The 16,151-nt window shown below is 68.6% G+C and carries 13 protein-coding genes; 3 read left to right on the forward strand and 10 right to left on the reverse strand.

Annotated elements, in window-relative coordinates; translation table 11 throughout:
- Positions 1-367: 367 nt before the first annotated feature.
- Positions 368-850: an SRPBCC domain-containing protein gene (locus tag MUN33_RS05430; protein WP_244803861.1), complete on the forward strand. Its 483-nt coding sequence runs from the start codon at positions 368-370 to the stop codon at positions 848-850.
- 18 nt (positions 851-868) lie between these two features.
- Here MUN33_RS05430 and MUN33_RS05435 read toward each other — a convergent pair whose 3' ends face one another.
- Both MUN33_RS05435 and MUN33_RS05440 read right to left on the reverse strand, forming a co-directional pair.
- Positions 869-2,197, reverse strand: a complete 1,329-nt coding sequence (locus MUN33_RS05435) for an SLC13 family permease (protein ID WP_244803862.1) — start codon at positions 2,195-2,197, stop codon at positions 869-871.
- A gap of 207 nt (positions 2,198-2,404) precedes the next feature.
- Positions 2,405-3,823: an aldehyde dehydrogenase family protein gene (locus tag MUN33_RS05440; protein ID WP_244803863.1), complete on the reverse strand. Its 1,419-nt coding sequence runs from the start codon at positions 3,821-3,823 to the stop codon at positions 2,405-2,407.
- Positions 3,824-3,950: 127 nt separating this feature from the next.
- Here MUN33_RS05440 and MUN33_RS05445 point away from each other — a divergent pair, with 127 nt between their 5' ends.
- Complete coding sequence (locus tag MUN33_RS05445) at positions 3,951-4,892, forward strand: AraC-like ligand-binding domain-containing protein (RefSeq protein ID WP_255806539.1); 942 nt, start codon at positions 3,951-3,953, stop codon at positions 4,890-4,892.
- Here MUN33_RS05445 and MUN33_RS05450 read toward each other — a convergent pair.
- The 8 genes from MUN33_RS05450 to MUN33_RS05485 all read right to left on the reverse strand — a co-directional run bounded on the left by MUN33_RS05450 (position 4,889) and on the right by MUN33_RS05485 (position 14,510).
- Positions 4,889-6,226: an NAD(P)/FAD-dependent oxidoreductase gene (locus tag MUN33_RS05450; protein WP_244803865.1), complete on the reverse strand. Its 1,338-nt coding sequence runs from the start codon at positions 6,224-6,226 to the stop codon at positions 4,889-4,891. The genes MUN33_RS05445 and MUN33_RS05450 overlap by 4 nt on opposite strands.
- A 37-nt stretch (positions 6,227-6,263) precedes the next feature.
- Complete coding sequence (locus MUN33_RS05455) at positions 6,264-7,757, reverse strand: APC family permease (RefSeq protein WP_244803866.1); 1,494 nt, start codon at positions 7,755-7,757, stop codon at positions 6,264-6,266.
- A 226-nt stretch (positions 7,758-7,983) separates the two neighbouring features.
- Positions 7,984-8,784 carry an HpcH/HpaI aldolase family protein gene (locus tag MUN33_RS05460; RefSeq protein WP_244803867.1) on the reverse strand — a complete coding sequence of 267 codons (801 nt, stop codon included), beginning with the start codon at positions 8,782-8,784 and terminating at the stop codon, positions 7,984-7,986.
- Positions 8,769-9,554 carry a fumarylacetoacetate hydrolase family protein gene (locus MUN33_RS05465; protein WP_244803868.1) on the reverse strand — a complete coding sequence of 262 codons (786 nt, stop codon included), beginning with the start codon at positions 9,552-9,554 and terminating at the stop codon, positions 8,769-8,771. Before MUN33_RS05465 ends, MUN33_RS05460 begins: the two co-directional genes overlap by 16 nt.
- 64 nt (positions 9,555-9,618) lie before the next feature.
- Positions 9,619-10,722 (reverse strand): 3,4-dihydroxyphenylacetate 2,3-dioxygenase, encoded by a 1,104-nt coding sequence (gene hpaD / locus MUN33_RS05470; protein ID WP_244803869.1) that lies wholly within the window; start codon positions 10,720-10,722, stop codon positions 9,619-9,621.
- A gap of 64 nt (positions 10,723-10,786) precedes the next feature.
- Positions 10,787-12,310, reverse strand: coding sequence for a 5-carboxymethyl-2-hydroxymuconate semialdehyde dehydrogenase (gene hpaE, locus MUN33_RS05475; protein ID WP_244803870.1), 1,524 nt, complete (start codon positions 12,308-12,310; stop codon positions 10,787-10,789).
- Positions 12,307-13,014: a GntR family transcriptional regulator gene (locus MUN33_RS05480; RefSeq protein ID WP_244803871.1), complete on the reverse strand. Its 708-nt coding sequence runs from the start codon at positions 13,012-13,014 to the stop codon at positions 12,307-12,309. Before MUN33_RS05480 ends, hpaE begins: the two co-directional genes overlap by 4 nt.
- Positions 13,011-14,510, reverse strand: a complete 1,500-nt coding sequence (locus MUN33_RS05485; protein ID WP_244803872.1) for a fumarylacetoacetate hydrolase family protein — start codon at positions 14,508-14,510, stop codon at positions 13,011-13,013. The genes MUN33_RS05480 and MUN33_RS05485 overlap by 4 nt, the downstream gene beginning before the upstream one ends.
- 158 nt (positions 14,511-14,668) lie before the next feature.
- Between MUN33_RS05485 and MUN33_RS05490 the strand changes: the two genes are divergently transcribed.
- A complete protein-coding gene (locus tag MUN33_RS05490) occupies positions 14,669-16,066 on the forward strand; it encodes an MFS transporter (protein ID WP_244803873.1) in 1,398 nt (465 codons plus the stop codon).
- The last annotated feature ends 85 nt before the right edge of the window (positions 16,067-16,151 follow it).

Below are 16,151 nucleotides of genomic sequence, written 5' to 3' on the forward strand. Positions count from 1 at the left end.
CGGGTCGTCCCGCCGGTGACTACGGTGGCCACTCTACCGTGTGCCCGCCGGGCAGGTTTCATGCGATTCGACACCCCCCCGGGGTGTCGCTCTTCCTCGGAGTGTTCCTGTGGGATACCATAGGAGTTGTCCAGGAATTGATGGCTCCTGGGCGCGACCTCGGAGCATGAGGGTCACCCTTTCGAAGACGTCCGCGCACCTCGGGTAATACGGGCCCGGGGTGCGCGGTCTTCTGCGTGGAACTGAAATCCGCTCACGGCGGTGTCAGTTTCCTGTTGTCCCGGCCCGGTGCGGGTAGCCTCGGGGAGGTGGGTCGCGTCACCGCGTGGCCCCGTGTCGGCACACACCACCGGAAGGAAGCTGCACCATGGGCGACATCTCGTTCACCTACGTGTCATTCATCTTCGGCGTCGGACCGGAACGGGTCTTCGAGGCGCTGACCACACCGTCGGACATCGAGGTGTACATGCTCGGCACCGGTCCGAGCTCCTCGTGGGGCACCGGCGACACCGTCCTGTGGAAGTCGGACGCTGCCGGGGAGTTCGAGGACCTCGGCCAGAAGGTCACCGGGGTCGTCCCGGGCGAGTACGTGGAGTACACCTGGCACCCGATCCAGCCGATGCACCGGCCGCTGTTCTCCTCGGACGAGGACTTCGAGGCGGCGCTGTCGGAGAGGACGACGGTGCGCTGGTCGATGGAACCGTTCGAGGACGACGGGATGGCCGGCACGGTGCTGCGGCTGCGTCACTCCGGGTTCGACTCGCCGGATTCCGTGATGCTGCAGGGCGTCGGTGACGGTTGGGCGTTCTTCGTGTCGTCGTTGAAGTCCTACCTCGAGCGACAGGCGTAGCCGCCCCCCGCCGGGGTGTCAGAAGGGCAGGAAAACCAGCAGCCAGGCCAGCAGCGGCCCGACGAGCACGACCACCCCGGAGTAGATCAGCATCTGGCGGAAGAAGCGGTCCCGGTGGGCGGCGTCGACGTTGGCCAGGACCATCGCCCCGTTGGTGGAGAACGGCGAGACGTCCACGACGGTGGCTGCCACCGCGATCGCCGCGGCGGTCCCGGCGATGGGCAGGTCCCCGCTGACGAGGAAGGGGGCGGCCATGGTGATGGCGATGCCGATCGTCGCGATGGACGACGCCAACGCCGAGACGATGCCCGACAGGTAGCACAGCAGGAGCAGGCCGATGAGCGGCGCACCCAGGGACGAGATCGCGTCGGAGATCACGTCGACCGTCCCGGCCGCCTCCAGGACCTCGATGTAGGTGATCATGCCGCCGACCAGGACGATCGTCGACCACGACACGTTCGCCAGTGCGGTGTGCGACGCCGTCGGCTTCAGGATGGCCAGGCAGCCGCCGATGACCAGGGAGACGACACCGATGTTGAGGGCGAAGATCCCGGCCCCGACCACCAGGGCCGCGAGCCCGACCATCGTGGCGGCCTGGTAGGAGCTGATCCTCGTGCGGCGCGTGGCGGTCGCCGTCCCTGCCGACGGCCCGTCGGCGTCCGCAGCGTCCGCAGCGTCCTCGGCGTCGATGCGGGCCTGCTCGGCGCGGGCACGGGCGCCGAAGAGGTTGCGTCCGCCGAGGAACACGTAGACGACGGCCCCCATCACGACATTGAACCCCAGCGCCATCAGGAACAGCGTCCACTGGTGGTTGCCGAGATCGTTGCTGCGGAGGAAGTCGTTGACGTAGATGCCGTACACGCTCAACGGGGACAGCAGTCCGGCCATTCCGCCGTGGACGACCATCATGCCCATCATGAGCTGGTTGATGCGGTACCGGCGCGCGAACGGGACGGCGAGCGGCGCGATGACGCCGATGGCGAAGATCGCGCCGATCGACATGAACGCCCCGGTCAGGGCGAAGAATATCCAGGGCATCACCGCCCGGTTGCCGCGGACCGCCTTCATCGCCCAGTCGAGGATGATGTCGATCGTGCCGTTCTGCTGGGCGAACCCGAACAGGTAGGTCAGGCCCATGAGGGCGATCATCAGGTCGACGGGGAACCCGGCGAAGACCTGGTCGAAGACACCGTCGGCTCCGTCGCCGGCCTCCGCCCCGAAGCCGGGGACCCCGAGACCGACGATGAACGCCCCGATCAGACCGAGGATGCCGAGGTTGACGTGACGTAGTGTGCCGATGAGGAAGATCAACACCAGGACGCTGATCGTCAGGACGTGCGGGCTCACGGTACTCCTTGGGGAGGCAAGTTCACTGCCGCCGCCGGTGCGGGACGGTGACCGCATGGGGTGGGCGGTGACCCGTCACCGCGCCTGACGGCGGCGGGGACTCGGGGCGACGTGCCGTGGTGGGGCGTGCGACCGCAGTGATGGTACTCCAGGGGGCAAAACATCACCGTCGGCGGGGCGGGGAACAGCCCGCCGACGTCGCCTCATTCAGCCGTTGATGACCTGCGGCACGCCCAGGCTCTTGAGCCCGTCGACACCGAACTCGACCCCGTAGCCGGACTGCTTGATCCCGCCGAAGGGGATCCGGGGGTCCACTCCACCGTGGGAGTTGATCCACACCGTGCCCGCCTCGACGCGGGCGGCGACGGCACGTGCGCGCGCCCGGTCGGACGACCACACCGACGCGCCGAGGCCGACGTCCAAGGAGTTGGCCTGCTCCACCGCGTCGTCCAAATCCGTGTACCGGATGATCGGCAGGGCGGGGCCGAACTGCTCCTCGACCACCAGCGGGTTCGCCGGGTCGATGTCGGCGACGAGGGTGGTGGGGAAGAAGAACCCAGGGGCGTCGCGGTCCGGCTCACCGCCGAGGAGGACGCGCGCACCGGAGTCCGTGGCGGCGGTGACCAGCCGGTCGACGATGTCGAACTGCATCTGGTTCTGCACCGGTCCGAGGACGTTGTTCTCGTCGAGGCCCACACCCATGGGCATGTTCTGCGCGACCTTCACCAGCTCGGCGCAGACCTCGTCGTAGATGGAGTCGTGCACGTAGAGGCGCTTCAGGGCCGCGCAGGTCTGACCCATGTTGATGAACGCACCCCAGAACAGGCCCTCGGCGATCTCCGCGGGGTCGGCGTCGTCCAGGACGATTCCCGCGTCGTTGCCGCCCAGCTCCAGCGTCAGGCGCTTGACGGAGGCCGCTGACGCCTCGGCGATCTTCCGGCCGGTGGCGGTGGAGCCGGTGAACATGACCTTGCCCACCCGGGGGTGGGTCGACAGGGCGGCGCCGACCTCGCCGTCGCCGGAGACGACCTGGAGGACGCCCTCCGGCAGGACGGAGTTGAGCACCTCGACCAGGCCGAGCACCGACAGCGGGGTGTACTCGGACGGCTTGACCACCACGGTGTTGCCCATCCGCAGTGCCGGGGCGATCTGCCAGACGGTGATCATCATCGGCCAGTTCCACGGGCCGATGGCGCCGACGACGCCGATCGGACGGTAGTTGAGGACCGCACGCGTCTCCCCGTCGTCGACGACGGTCTCCTCGGACAGGTCGTGCGAGCAGGTGGTGCGCAGCCAGGCGGAGCAGGCGCCGGCCTCGAACCGGGCACCCGGGCCGGAGAGCGGCTTGCCCTGCTCGCGGGACACGAGCTCCGCCAGTGCCTCGGCGGCACCCTCGACCGCGTCCGCGGCCTGTTCCAGGTAGGCGCACCGCTCGGCGTCGCTGAGGGCGGCCCAGGCCCGCTGGCTGTCGGTGGCGGTGGTGACCGCGCGCTCGAGATCGTCGACCGTATGGGCCGGGGCGTGGCCGACCGGCTCACCGGTCGCGGGGTCCAGGATGGTGCGCCCGGACTCCCCGGCGTCGATCGCGGCATGCAGCTGGCTGTAGGTGGTGTACACACTGTTCATGGAAACTCCTCGATGTGGTGGATGACGCCCTCCATTGTGACTTCCGGCACAGCGCGTAACTTGACGTAACGTGCACGACATTCCACAATCAGTGTGGTGAAGGACATATCTGGAGGTTCCCGTGGGGCTGCCTGACCGGACACCGGAGCCGCAGAGCCTCAGCCAGTGGCGGGTCGCGGCATCGTCGGCCTTCGGGCCGTTGCACATCACCACCCCGGACCCGGAGGCGTTCGAGGCCCGGGCGAGCATGATCTCGGTGGGGGAGGTGACGCTCTACGACCTGGAGAGCCCGGGGCACACCGTCGAACGGCGGGAGGAGGACGTCGCTCCGAGGGCCGCCTCGTTCGGGAAACTGAGTCTGCAGTTGGAGGGCACCTGCGTGGTCGAGCAGGACGGCCGCGAGTGCGTGCTCATGCCCGGCGACCTGGCGTTCTACGTCACACAGCGGCCCTACCGTCTGCACTACCCGGGGCGGACCCGCTCCATGGTGGTCCACTTCCCCCAGAGCTTCGTGCATCTGCCGCCCGACGACGTCGAAGGTGTCACCGCCACCAGGATCTCCGGGGACTCCGGGCTCGGCCGGGTGGCGGTGCCGTTGTTCGAGCAGCTGGCCATGAACTTCGACGTCCTGGACGGGCCCCACGCCGGGTCACTGGTACGCTCGGCCCTCGACATGCTGGTCACCGTCCTGTCGTCGGAACTGCAGCGGGACGCGGACGCGTCGTCGTCGGCGACGTTGTTCCGGCAGGCCACCGACTACATCGACGGGCATCTGCAGGACGTGGACCTTTCCCCCACCAGCATCGCCAAGGCCCTGTATGTCTCGGTGCGGCACCTCCACTCCCAGTTCGCCGTCAACGACCATTCGGTGGCCAACTACATCCGCAGTCGCCGCCTCGAGCTGATCCGCCGTGACCTGGCCGACCCGCGGCATGCCGAGGAGACGATACAGACCATCGGGGGCCGCCACGGGTTGCCCGACGCCTCCCAGGTGTCCCGGGCGTTCCGCGCGGAGTACGGGGAGTCACCGAGCCACTTCCGGACGAGGGCGACCGCCGTCCCGGGCTAACGTGGCCGGCCGACGGCGTCGATGACGCGCCGTGCGGTGGAGATACCCTGCTCGATGGCACCGTCCACGACGACACCGCGCCACCCCTTGGCCCAGTCGGCGCCGGCGAAGTACAGCCGGGTGTCCGTCCTGCCGAAGTGGTGCCAGGCGTCGGCGAACTGGCCCTGCCGCAGCGTCGCCCACGCCTGCCCCGACCAGGTGTCGGCGACCCAGTCGTGCCCGGTGCAGTCCACGACCTCCAGGTCAGGGCGCCACTGGTCGACGATCTTCTGCGCGTCGTCGACGCTCTCCAGGTCGACCTGGTCGTGGTGGGACCCGAAACCGACGCAGATCGTGGTGCCGTCGTCCATGAAGTACTCGGACCGGAACACCGCCACGGTCGCCGGTGTCGGCGCGTAGCCGATGATCCTGTGGTGTCCCTTGACCTTGATCCAGATCTTGAAGCCGGTGGAGTTCCACTTCTGGTCGATGGTGCGTTGGAGGCCCTCCGCCAGGGGAGGGGTGAAGTCGATGGTGTCCAGGGCGCCGACGGGGGCGGTGACGATGACGGCGTCCGCGGTGATCTCCTCACCGTCGGCGAGCGTCACCGTCGCCCCGGTGTCGTGGTGCTCGACCGCGGTGACGGGGGTGTTGAGGCGGATGGGGCAGTCGAGGTCCGCGGCGATGTTCCCGTAGATCCCCCTCATCCCGTCGACCAGCTTGTACCGCAGGGTCTGTTCGTCGACGAGGGACAGCCGGTGGTCGCACAACGCCGCCCACTGCTTCGCCATCAGCGACGACCCGGTGTTCGGGTCCCCGATGTAGCCGGCGGACCAGTAGGCGTCGCACAGGTCCTGTTCCTCGCGGGTGAACTCACCGGTGCGCACCGGGTCCAGGACACTCGCCTGGTCGGCGGCGAGGAAGCGCTCACGGACCTCCGCCGGGCCGTCGAAGTCCTCCGACAGCACGTGGAGCGGGTCGTGGGGGTTCGGGAAGAACTCGCGGGAGCCCTCGAAGATCCTGCGCATCGGGGCCTCGAGCAGGTTGTCGAGGTCGGCCTCGGTGCCGCTCCTGACCTCGCCGTCGGTGACCCAGTAGGCGTCGTTGTCCACCGGGCTGGACACGATCTGCTGGCCGTAGCGGGTGATCTCGGTCCAGACGTGGGGCTGGTGCCAGTGGACCCATGTCGCCCCGAGCTCCAGGGGACGGCCCATGCGGTCGGCGGTCCACGCGCGGCCTCCGATGCGGTCGCGGGCCTCGACGATCTCGCAGCTGAGCCCGGCGGCCTGCAGCTCGCGTGCGGCGGTCAGGCCGGCGAAGCCGGCACCGACGATGACGATGTGCGTGTCGTTCATGGGGATGTTCCTTTCCGGTGGTGTGTCGTGACGGGGGTCAGTCGGGGACCTGGTCGAGGTTGTCCTGCAGCGCGGCGTAGGTCGCCGGTCGGATGCGCCGGAGGACCTCGCCCCAGACCAGGCTCCCGAGGCCCGTGGCGATGATCACGCCCGGCATCACGTAGACCAGCCACTCCGGGCCGGCACCGTCGATCATCAGGTCGAAGTTCGCCAGGATCAGGACGGCCACGACCGCCAGGCCGATGCTGGACACCAGCGGGGCGACCACCCGGGTGAAGACCCCGGCGCCGTCCTTCTGGCGCGACGACCAGACCAGGATGGCGACGCCGGTGACGGTGAGCAGGAAGACGAGACCGAAGGCCGCCGCGTTGGTCAACCAGGTGAACAGGGTGAGGACCGGGTACAGGTCGCCCAGGTCGGAACCGAGGCCGGCGACCGCGAAGACCGCCACGACCAGGAGCGAGAGTGCGGACTGGGTCAGTGACCCGGCGACCGGGGCGCCGTTGGTCCCGGAGCGGGCGAAGACCCGGGGGATGACACCGGCGCGGCCCAACGAGAAGAAGTAGCGGGCGGCGGCGTTGTGGAAGGCCAGGAGCGCGGCGATCAGGCTGGTGACGAACAGGACGGTGGCGATGTCGGACAGCACCGGGCTGCGCTCGGCCAACCAGACGAACACCAGGTCGGGGCCGTACGTCGTGGCTTCCTCGATGACCTTCCCCGGGCCGACCCCGGTCGCCAGCGCCCAGGCGGAGAACGCGTAGAACACGGCGATGACGCCGACCGCGATGTACGTCGCCCGGGGGACGGTGCGCTCCGGGTCCCGGGTCTCCTCGGAGTAGATCGCCCCGGACTCGAAGCCCATGAAGGCCGCGATGGAGAACGCCAGGAGCACGCCGATACCCGCGGTGAAGAACTGGTCGGGCAGCAGGCCCTGGGCGGTGATCCCCTCGGGGGCGTGCCCCAGTGAGAGCCCGGAGACGGCGATGACGACGAGGAACTCGAGGACGACGAGCACGCCAATGACTTTCGCCGACAGGTCGATCTTGTTCACGCCGAGGACGGCGACGATGACCCACCCGGTCGCGCCGGCCACCCACCAGGGGACGTCCAGCCCGGTCCAGCCGGACACCGCCGCGGCGGCCGAGAAACCGAACATGCCGTAGAGGCCGATCTGCATCATGTTGTAGGAGACCAGGGCGAGGATGGCGGCGGCAATTCCCTGACGGTTTCCCAGACCCTCCGAAATATACGCGTAGAATGCGCCTGAGTTCTGTATTCTGCTGCTCATCCGTCCGTATCCGACGGCGAAAAGGACGAGAATCACCCCGAGTGCCACATAGGCCAGTGGGGCGCCCAGCAATCCCGACACCGAGAAGGCGGTGGGGATACCGCCCGCCAGCACGGTGAGCGGTGCCGATGCCGCGATGATGATGAAGACGAGTGATGCCGTCGACAAACGTCCACGGCGGAGAGCAGGCGCTCCTGCAGTATCGTCACCGGTGATACTCCGGTGCGTCGTGTGTTCTGCCATGGTGCCACCTCATTCGGTGCTGTTTTTTGCTTTCCTTAGTCATTGTGACCCCGGACACGGTGGTCGGGATTGACGTTGAGTGCACACGGCTTGCCGAAAAGTGCTGCTATTTTCAGGCGTGGATATGTCGTCGCAACATGACTGTGCGGAACGGGAAATATACGCGGGGAGTATTTCCCTGCAGATATTTCCCGCTCCGCACAGACGGACCCTCGGGGGAGAACTCCTACCGGTCGTTCCCCTCGAGCGGGTCGACGAAGTCCTCGGCGAGACGCCGCGCCCCGCCGGCGAGGAGCGTGACGTCGGCGCCGACGAGGACGAAGGAGGCACCGGCGTCGAGGTAGTCGCGCGCCTGGTCCGGGTTGAAGGCGTTGACCCCCACCGGTTTGCCGGCGGCGGTGAAGGCGGCGATGGCCGTCTTCACCGCGGCGACGACGTCCGGGTGGGTCTGCTGGCCGAGCAGACCCATGGACGCCGCGAGGTCACTCGGTCCGACGAACCCGGCGTCCACCCCGTCCACGCCGGCGATCGCCCCGACGTTCTCCACCGCCTCGGTCGACTCGATCTGGACGACGAGACCGACGGTCCCGGAGGCCGAACCGAGGTAGTCCTCGACCATGTTCCACCGGGAACCGCGGGCCAGGGCACTGCCGACGCCCCGGACCCCGCGCGGCGGGTAGTGCATCGCGGCCACGGCCTCCTCGGCCTGCGCGACGGTGTCGACCATCGGCACGATGATGTTCTGGGCGCCGAGGTCCAGGTACTGTTTGATCAGCACCCGGTCCACACTCGGCACGCGGACGACCGCGGTGGCGGGGTACGCGGCGGTGGCCCGCAGGAGCTCGGTGACGGTCTCCAGACCGTAGGGGGCGTGCTCGCCGTCGATGAGGACCCAGTCCAGCCCCGACCCGGCGGCGATCTCGGCGGCGACCGGCGACCCGGAGCACACCCACATCCCGACCTGGGGGCGGTCGGCCCCACGCAGCCGGTCGATGAAGGTGGGCGGCAGTTCTAGATGAAACGGCATGTGATGTCTCCCAACTCGCCGAAGTCGGCGTGGACGGTGTCCCCCTGGTGCACCCACATGGGCCGGGTGAACGAACCGGCGAGGATGACGTCCCCGGCGGACAGGCTGTCGCCGTGACCGGCGAGCTTGTTGGACAACCAGGCCACACTGGTGGCCGGGTGGTTGAGGACGGCCGCCGACACGCCGGTGTCCTCGATGGTGTGGTTACGGTAGAGGAGCGCGGCGACGCGACGCAGGTCCACGGCGTCGACGGCGACGGGGCGGCCGCCGTAGACCATGGCACCCAGGGCGGCGTTGTCGCTGATCGTGTCGACGATCGTGCGCCCCTCCATCTCGATGCGCGAGGACAGGATCTCCAGGGCCGGTACCACGTACTCGGTGGCGCGGAGCACGTCGAAGATCGTGGTGCCGGGGCCGCGGAGGTCGTCCTTGAGGACGAAGGCCAGCTCGACCTCGATCCGGACGTTGGAGAACCGTCCGTGCTCGATCTCCGAGCCGTTGTCGTAGATCTGGTCGGCGAAGATGGCGCCGTAGTCGGGTTCGGTGATGCCGGTGGCTTCCTGCATGACCCGTGAGGTCAGGCCGATCTTCCGTCCGACGAGGCGGCGTCCGGCGGCGATGCCGCGGCGCTTCCACTCGTTCTGGACCGCGTAGGAGTCCTCCACGGTCATGTCCGGGTACTGCGCCGTCAGCCGCGGGATCATGGTGCGGCCCTCCTCGGCCGCCGCCAGATCGTCGGCGATCCTGGTGAGCGTGTCGTTGTCAAGCACGGTGGATGTTCCCTCCCGCTGGGTTCTGCTGTGTTCTCGGGCCTTCGGAGCTGGTCAGAGCCGGTCAGAGCTGGTGGCCGAGTTTGTACTCGCCCTTCTTCCACTCCGGCATGGACTCCTCGGTCTCGTCGCGGCGGGTGTAGGAGAACCCGTCGGCGCCGATGGTCTCCTCGAGTTCCGAGGCGTCGGTGCGCTCGGACAGGGGGACCGGGTTGCCGTCCAGGTCCAGGACCAGCGAGGCCTCGGTGTACCAGGAGGGGACGACGGGGTTTCCCCACCAGTCCCGGCGCTGGTTGTCGTGGACGTCCCAGACCACGACCGGGTTGTCCGGGTCGCCGGTGTAGTAGTCCTGGGTGTAGATCTCCACGCGGTGACCGTCCGGGTCACGCAGGTAGAGGTAGAAGGCGTTGGAGACGCCGTGCCGGCCGGGTCCGCGTTCGATGGCGTCGGAACGCCGCAGCGCGCCGAGCTTGTCGCAGATCGCCAGGATGTTGTGCTTCTCGTGGGTGGCGAAGGCGATGTGGTGCATACGCGGGCCGTCGCCGCCGGTCATCGCGGTGTCGTGCACGGTGGGCTTACGGCGCATCCACGCGGCGTACGTCGTCCCCTCGTCGTCGCGGATCGCCTCGGTCACGCGGAAGCCCAGTCCCTCCAGGTACTTCTCGGCCTTCGGCACGTCCGGCGTGACCTGGTTGAAGTGGTCGAGGCGGACCAGGGCGCCGGGGGTGTAGAGGTCGTAGCGCCAGGCGAGGCGGTCGACGTGGTCGACGTCGTGGAAGAACTCGTAGGGGAAGCCCAGCGGGTCCTCGACGCGGACGGAGTCGCCGACGCCCTTGACGAAACCGGAGCGGTCGCGTTCGACCCGGCAGCCGAGTGCGGTGTAGTAGGCCTCCGCGCGGTCCAGGTCCTCCGGGGAGCGCACGCGGTAGGAGAAGGCGGCGACCGCGGCGACGTCACCCTGGCGCAGGATGAGGTTGTGGTGGATGAACTCCTCCATACTGCGCAGGTAGACGGTGTTCTCGTCCTCCTCGGTGACGACGAGTCCCAGGACGTCGACGTAGAACTCCCGGGAGGCGGCGAGGTCGGTGACCTGCAGCTCCATTGACGCGCAGCGCAGGATGTCGGGGGGAGTGACGGACGGGGTGGGGATCGGGGTGCTGTCGGACATGTCAGTGGCCTTTCAGAAGAGGGACGGTGTCGTGTCGGGGTGGTGCCGGGTGCACCGGGGTGGACTAGTCGGCGTCCTGCTTGCCGAAGACCGGGTTGTGGACCTCGCCGAGGTTGATGTGGACGGCCTGCTGGTCGGTGTAGAAGTCGATGGAGCGGTACCCGCCCTCGTGCCCGAGGCCGGACGCCTTCACGCCGCCGAAGGGGGTGCGCAGGTCACGGACATTGTTGGAGTTCAGCCACACCATGCCTGCCTCGACGTTCTGGGCGAAGTTGTGGGCCCGCTTGAGGTCGTTGGTCCAGACGTAGGCGGCCAGGCCGTACCGGGTGTTGTTGGCGAGCTCCAGGGCCTCGTCGTCGGTGTCGAACGGGGTGATGGCGACGACGGGGCCGAAGATCTCCTCCTGGAAGATTCGGGCGTCCGGGGAGACGTCGGCGAAGACCGTCGGCTGGACGAAGTTGCCCTCCGGGAAGTCCGCCGGGCGGCCACCGCCGGCGACCAGGCGGCCCTCCTCCTTGCCGAGCTCGACGTAGCTCATGACCTTCTCGAAGTGCTCCGGGTGGACCAGTGCGCCGACCTCGGTGGTCTTCTCCGACGGCAGGCCCACCTTCACGCGCTTGGCCTGGGCGGCGTAGCGCTCGACGAACTCGTCGTAGATGTCGCGCTGGACCAGGATGCGGGAGCCGGCGGTGCACCGCTCGCCGTTGAGGGAGAAGACACCGAAGATGGTGGCGTCGATGGCGGTGTCCAGGTCCGCGTCGTTGAAGACGATGGCGGGCGACTTCCCGCCCAGCTCCATCGACAGGCCCTTGAGGTAGGGCGCGGCGTTGGCGAAGATGGTCTGCCCGGTCCGGGACTCGCCGGTGAAGGAGATCAGCGGGACGTCCGGGTGCCGCACGAGGGAGTCGCCGGCGAAGCCCTCCTCGCCGTAGCCGTTGACCAGGTTGAACACGCCCTTCGGCAGGCCGGCCTCCTCGAAGATGCCCGGCCACAGGGAGGCGGACAGGGGGGTGAACTCCGCCGGCTTGAGGACCACGGTATTGCCGGTGGCGATCGCCGGGGCCAGCTTCCAGGACTCGAGCATGAACGGGGTGTTCCACGGGGTGATCAGGCCGGCGACACCGATCGGCTTGCGGTTGACGTAGTTGGCCTGGCGGCCCGGGACCTTGAAGGCGTCGTCGTGCTGGGCGACGATCAGGTCGGCGAAGAACCGGAAGTTCTCGGCGGCACGACGGGCCTGGCCCAGCGCCTGGGAGATCGGCAGACCGGTGTCGAAGCACTCCATGGCGGCGAGCTCGTCGCTGCGGGTCTCGACGATGTCGGCGATCCTGCGCAGGATGCGGGAGCGCTCGCCCGGCAGCATCGTCGGCCACGGCCCGTCGGTGAACGCCGACCGTGCCGCCGCGACGGCGGCGTCGATGTCGGCGGCCTTCCCGGACGACGCCTGGATGTAGGGCTCGTTGGTGACCGGGTCGAGGACGTCGAAGGTCTCGCCGTCGAGGGAGTCGACGTACTCGCCGTTGATGTAGTGGCGGATCACGTCCGGGAGGTTGTCGGGCTTGACGGTGGAGTGGTTGTCGGTGGTCATGCGTTCGGCTCCTTCGGTGGGTTGGTGGTGGAGTGGGTGATCTGGTCCCGGTAGCTGCGGCTGGTCCGCAGCCGGTGGTTCCGGGCCTCGTGTTCGATGTAGTGGGGGTCGGCCTCCGCCTCGATCAGGGCGATCAGCCGGTGGTGTTCCTTCACCGAGTCCTCGGCCCGCCGGGGTACGTAGCTGAAGGTCGAGACCCGGAAGTAGTCGAGCCGGTCCCACTCGTCGTAGACGAGTTCGACCAGACGCGCGTTCGGGCACCGGTGGAACAGGGCGGTGTGGAACTTCTGGTTGAGGGCGGTGAAGGTCTCCGGGGCGAAGTCGGAGAGCAGTCTCTCCATCTGCGCGTTGAGCTCCCGTGCCTGCCCCAGGTCGTCCGGGGTCAGGTGGGGGACCGACAGCGCCGTGGCGTGGCCCTCCAGCAGTGCCACGGACTCCATGGTCTCGAAGTACGCGTCCTGGCTGAGCGTGGAGACCCGGGCACCGACGTTGTGCTCGTAGGTGACCAGCCCTTCCGCCTCGAGTTGCCGGATCGCCTCGCGGATCGGCACGACACTCATGTTGAGTGTCTGGGCGAGGGTGCTGAGCACCAGGCGGTGGCCCGGCTCGTACTCCCGGGTGCGGATCTTGTTCCGCAACCAGATGTAGGTCTGCTCGGCCTTGCTCAGTTTCGTACCGCTGGTCGTTCCGGTCGTGGGGGTCATTGTTCCCCCGTCCCCGGTGTCTCCACCGGGTGGTCGGCCAGGTACGAACGGTAAGCCTCCCGGTTGGCGCCCACCGGTGGGAACAGGCCGTCCAGCGCCCCGCCCTCGGCGACGCGCCCGGCGACCCATTCGTCCTCGTGCTCCTTCGCGAGCGTGTCGTCGACGACCTCCTCGGCCAGGGCGCGGGGGATCACGACGACCCCGTCGTCGTCACCGACGATGACGTCGCCGGGGACGACGGTCGCGTTGCCGCAGGCGATGGCCAGGTCACTGTCCCAGGGGACGTGCCGACGGCCGAGCACCGCGGGGTGGGCGCCCTGGCTGAAGACCGGCAGGCCGATCTCACGGACGGCCTCGTAGTCCCGTACCCCGCCGTCGGTGACCACACCCGCGGCACCGTTGTACTGTGCCCGGAGCGCGAGGATGTCGCCCATCGTCCCGGACTCCGGCTCCCGGCGGGCCTCGATGACGAGGACCTCACCCGGGCGGACGGTGTCGAAGGCCTTCTTCTGGGCGTTGAAGCCGCCGCCGTGGGTCTGGAAGAGGTCCTCGCGGCCGGGCAGGAAGCGCAGGGTCCGGGCCGCACCGACCAGCTTCGTGCCGGTGGTCTGCGGACGGACACCTTCGATGACGACCTGGTTCAGCCCGCGCTTCCGGAGCTGCGCGGACAGACCTGCCGTGGGGGCCTGCTCCAGCTTGCTCCGCAGCTCCTCGGGCAGGGCGTAGGGGTCGGCGGGGAGACCGGCGGCTTCCGGGCTGCCCCAGGCGTCGGCGCGCTGGGTGTCGTCGATGGACGGCAGCATGCCGACGGTGTCGTCGAAGTCACCGGGACCGTCGACCACCGTGTTGCTCAGCCGCCCGGAGCTGGGGGCCCCGGGGGCGTCCGGTGCGTCGACCTCGACCTCGACCACGTCGCCCGGCTGGATGACGGTCGACCCCGCCGGCGTGCCGGTGAGGATGACGTCGCCGGTCTCCAGGGTCATGTGCTGGGAGAGGTCGGCGACGAACTGGGCCAGGGGGAACAGGAGCTCCTCCTGCGAGGTCCGCCCCTCCTGGACGAGATCGCCGTTGACCCAGGTCCGAAGACGCAGGGCGGCGGGGTCGATGCTTCGGGCGTCGATCAACCCGGGCCCGAGCGGGGTGTAGCCGTCACGGCTCTTCGAGCGGAGGTTCGACCCCTTGTCCTGTGCCCGGTAGTCGTAGATGCCCAGGTCGTTGGACGCGGTGACGGAGGCGACGTGGTCCCAGGCCTCGTCGAGGGGGACGTTCTTCGCCGGGGTGCCGATCACCAGGGCGATCTCGCCCTCGAAGGCGAGCAGCTCGGTGCCGGCGGGGCGGACGATCTCCTGGCCCGACCCGGCCAGTGAACTGGGGGCCTTGAGGAAGTACGAGGGCTTCTTCGGCCAGCGGCCGCGCTGGCGGGCGCGTGAGTCGAAGGCGACGTGGACGGCGATGATCTTGCCTGGGTGCACCGGGGGCGGCGGGACGTTCGTCACGTGGATCTCCTAAGCGAAGAATGTCGGCGGAATGTCATTGGGTGTTGCCGGGTGTTGCCAACTAGCCCAAATCGTATATGATCGTGGCGTAGCAGGCAAGTGTTCCGCATCACATCACAGGCGGAACATGACGACAAGCACAGTTTTTAGGGGTGTCCATGACACAGAGAACCGCGGGAGCCGACGGCCGTGAGTCCACGGCTCCGCACACCACCCTGGCCGAGCGCCGCAGGGTCGTCGCGGCGACCACCATCGGTACCGCCATCGAGTGGTACGACTTCTTCCTGTACGCCAGCGTCGCGGGTCTGGTCTTCAACCAGCTGATGTTCGGGCCCCTGGGGTCCGGGGCCGCGACGATCGTCAGCTTCCTGACGGTCGGGCTGTCCTTCCTGTTCAGGCCCCTCGGTGCCTTCCTGGCCGGTCACTTCGCCGACCGGGTGGGCCGGCGCCTGGTGCTGATGGTCACCCTGTTCACCATGGGTGCGGCCACCGCGTTGATCGGCCTGTTGCCGACGTACGACTCCATCGGGGTCTGGGCACCGGTGCTCCTCATCGTCCTGCGCATCCTCCAGGGGGTGTCCGCAGGTGGCGAATGGGGATCGGCCGTGCTGCTCGCCGTCGAGCATGCGCCGGTGCACAAGCGCGGGCTGTTCGGCGCCGGTCCGCAGATCGGCGTGCCCGCAGGCCTGCTGCTGTCCTCCGGTGTCCTGGCGCTGATGAACGTCATCGCCCCCGGCGACGCCTTCATGGAGTGGGGGTGGAGGATTCCGTTCCTCTTCTCGATCCTGCTGGTCATCGTGGGTTTCTACATCCGCCGTGGGGTGGACGAGTCGCCGGTGTTCGAGGAGATCAGCCAGCGTGCGGAGGCCGGGGCGACCAATCCGGTCGGCTCGCTCTTCCGCCGGTACCTGCCGCTGGTCATCGTCGGTGCGCTGGTGTTCGCCGGTAACGGCACGGTCGGCTACATGACCACCGGCGGGTTCATCCAGAACCACGCGACGGACCCGGACGGCCTGGCCATGGAACGCGGTGCGGTGCTGCTCGCAGTGACCGGCTCGGCCGCCACCTGGATGCTCTTCACACTCGTCGCCGGCTGGGTGTCGGACCACCTGGGACGGCGCAGGACGTACATCATCGGCTTCCTCGTGCAGGCCGTCGGTGCGGCGGCGTTGTTCCCGCTGGTCGGGACCGGGAACATCTGGATCCTGTTCGGGGTGCTGGTGTTCCTGACCGTCGGCCTGGGGCTCACCTACGGGCAGCAGTCGGCGATGTACGCCGAGCTGTTCCCCGCCTCGATCCGTGGTTCGGGGGTGTCGATCACCTATGCGATCGGTTCGATCCTCGGCGGGGCCTTCGCCCCGACCATCGCCGCGGCCCTGGTCCAGGGTACCGGCGGCACCGCCGCAGTGACCGGGTACCTGGTCACCGCCACGCTCGTCGGGTTGGCGGCGGTGCTGCTGCTGAAGGACCGCACCGGGATCGCGTTGGGGCCCGACAACGAGGCGGAGCAGGCGACCGGGCACTTCGTCCTCGGGCGTTCCCGGGACGCCACGTAGCGCGACATCATATACGATCTCCGGAATCTCCGGGCCGTCGTTCTCAGCTGCCTGCCGGCGACGACCGAGGTTCCCCACCACCACA

The sequence above is a fragment of the Corynebacterium kalidii genome (assembly GCF_022869005.1).
GTDB classification, from domain to species: domain Bacteria; phylum Actinomycetota; class Actinomycetes; order Mycobacteriales; family Mycobacteriaceae; genus Corynebacterium; species Corynebacterium kalidii.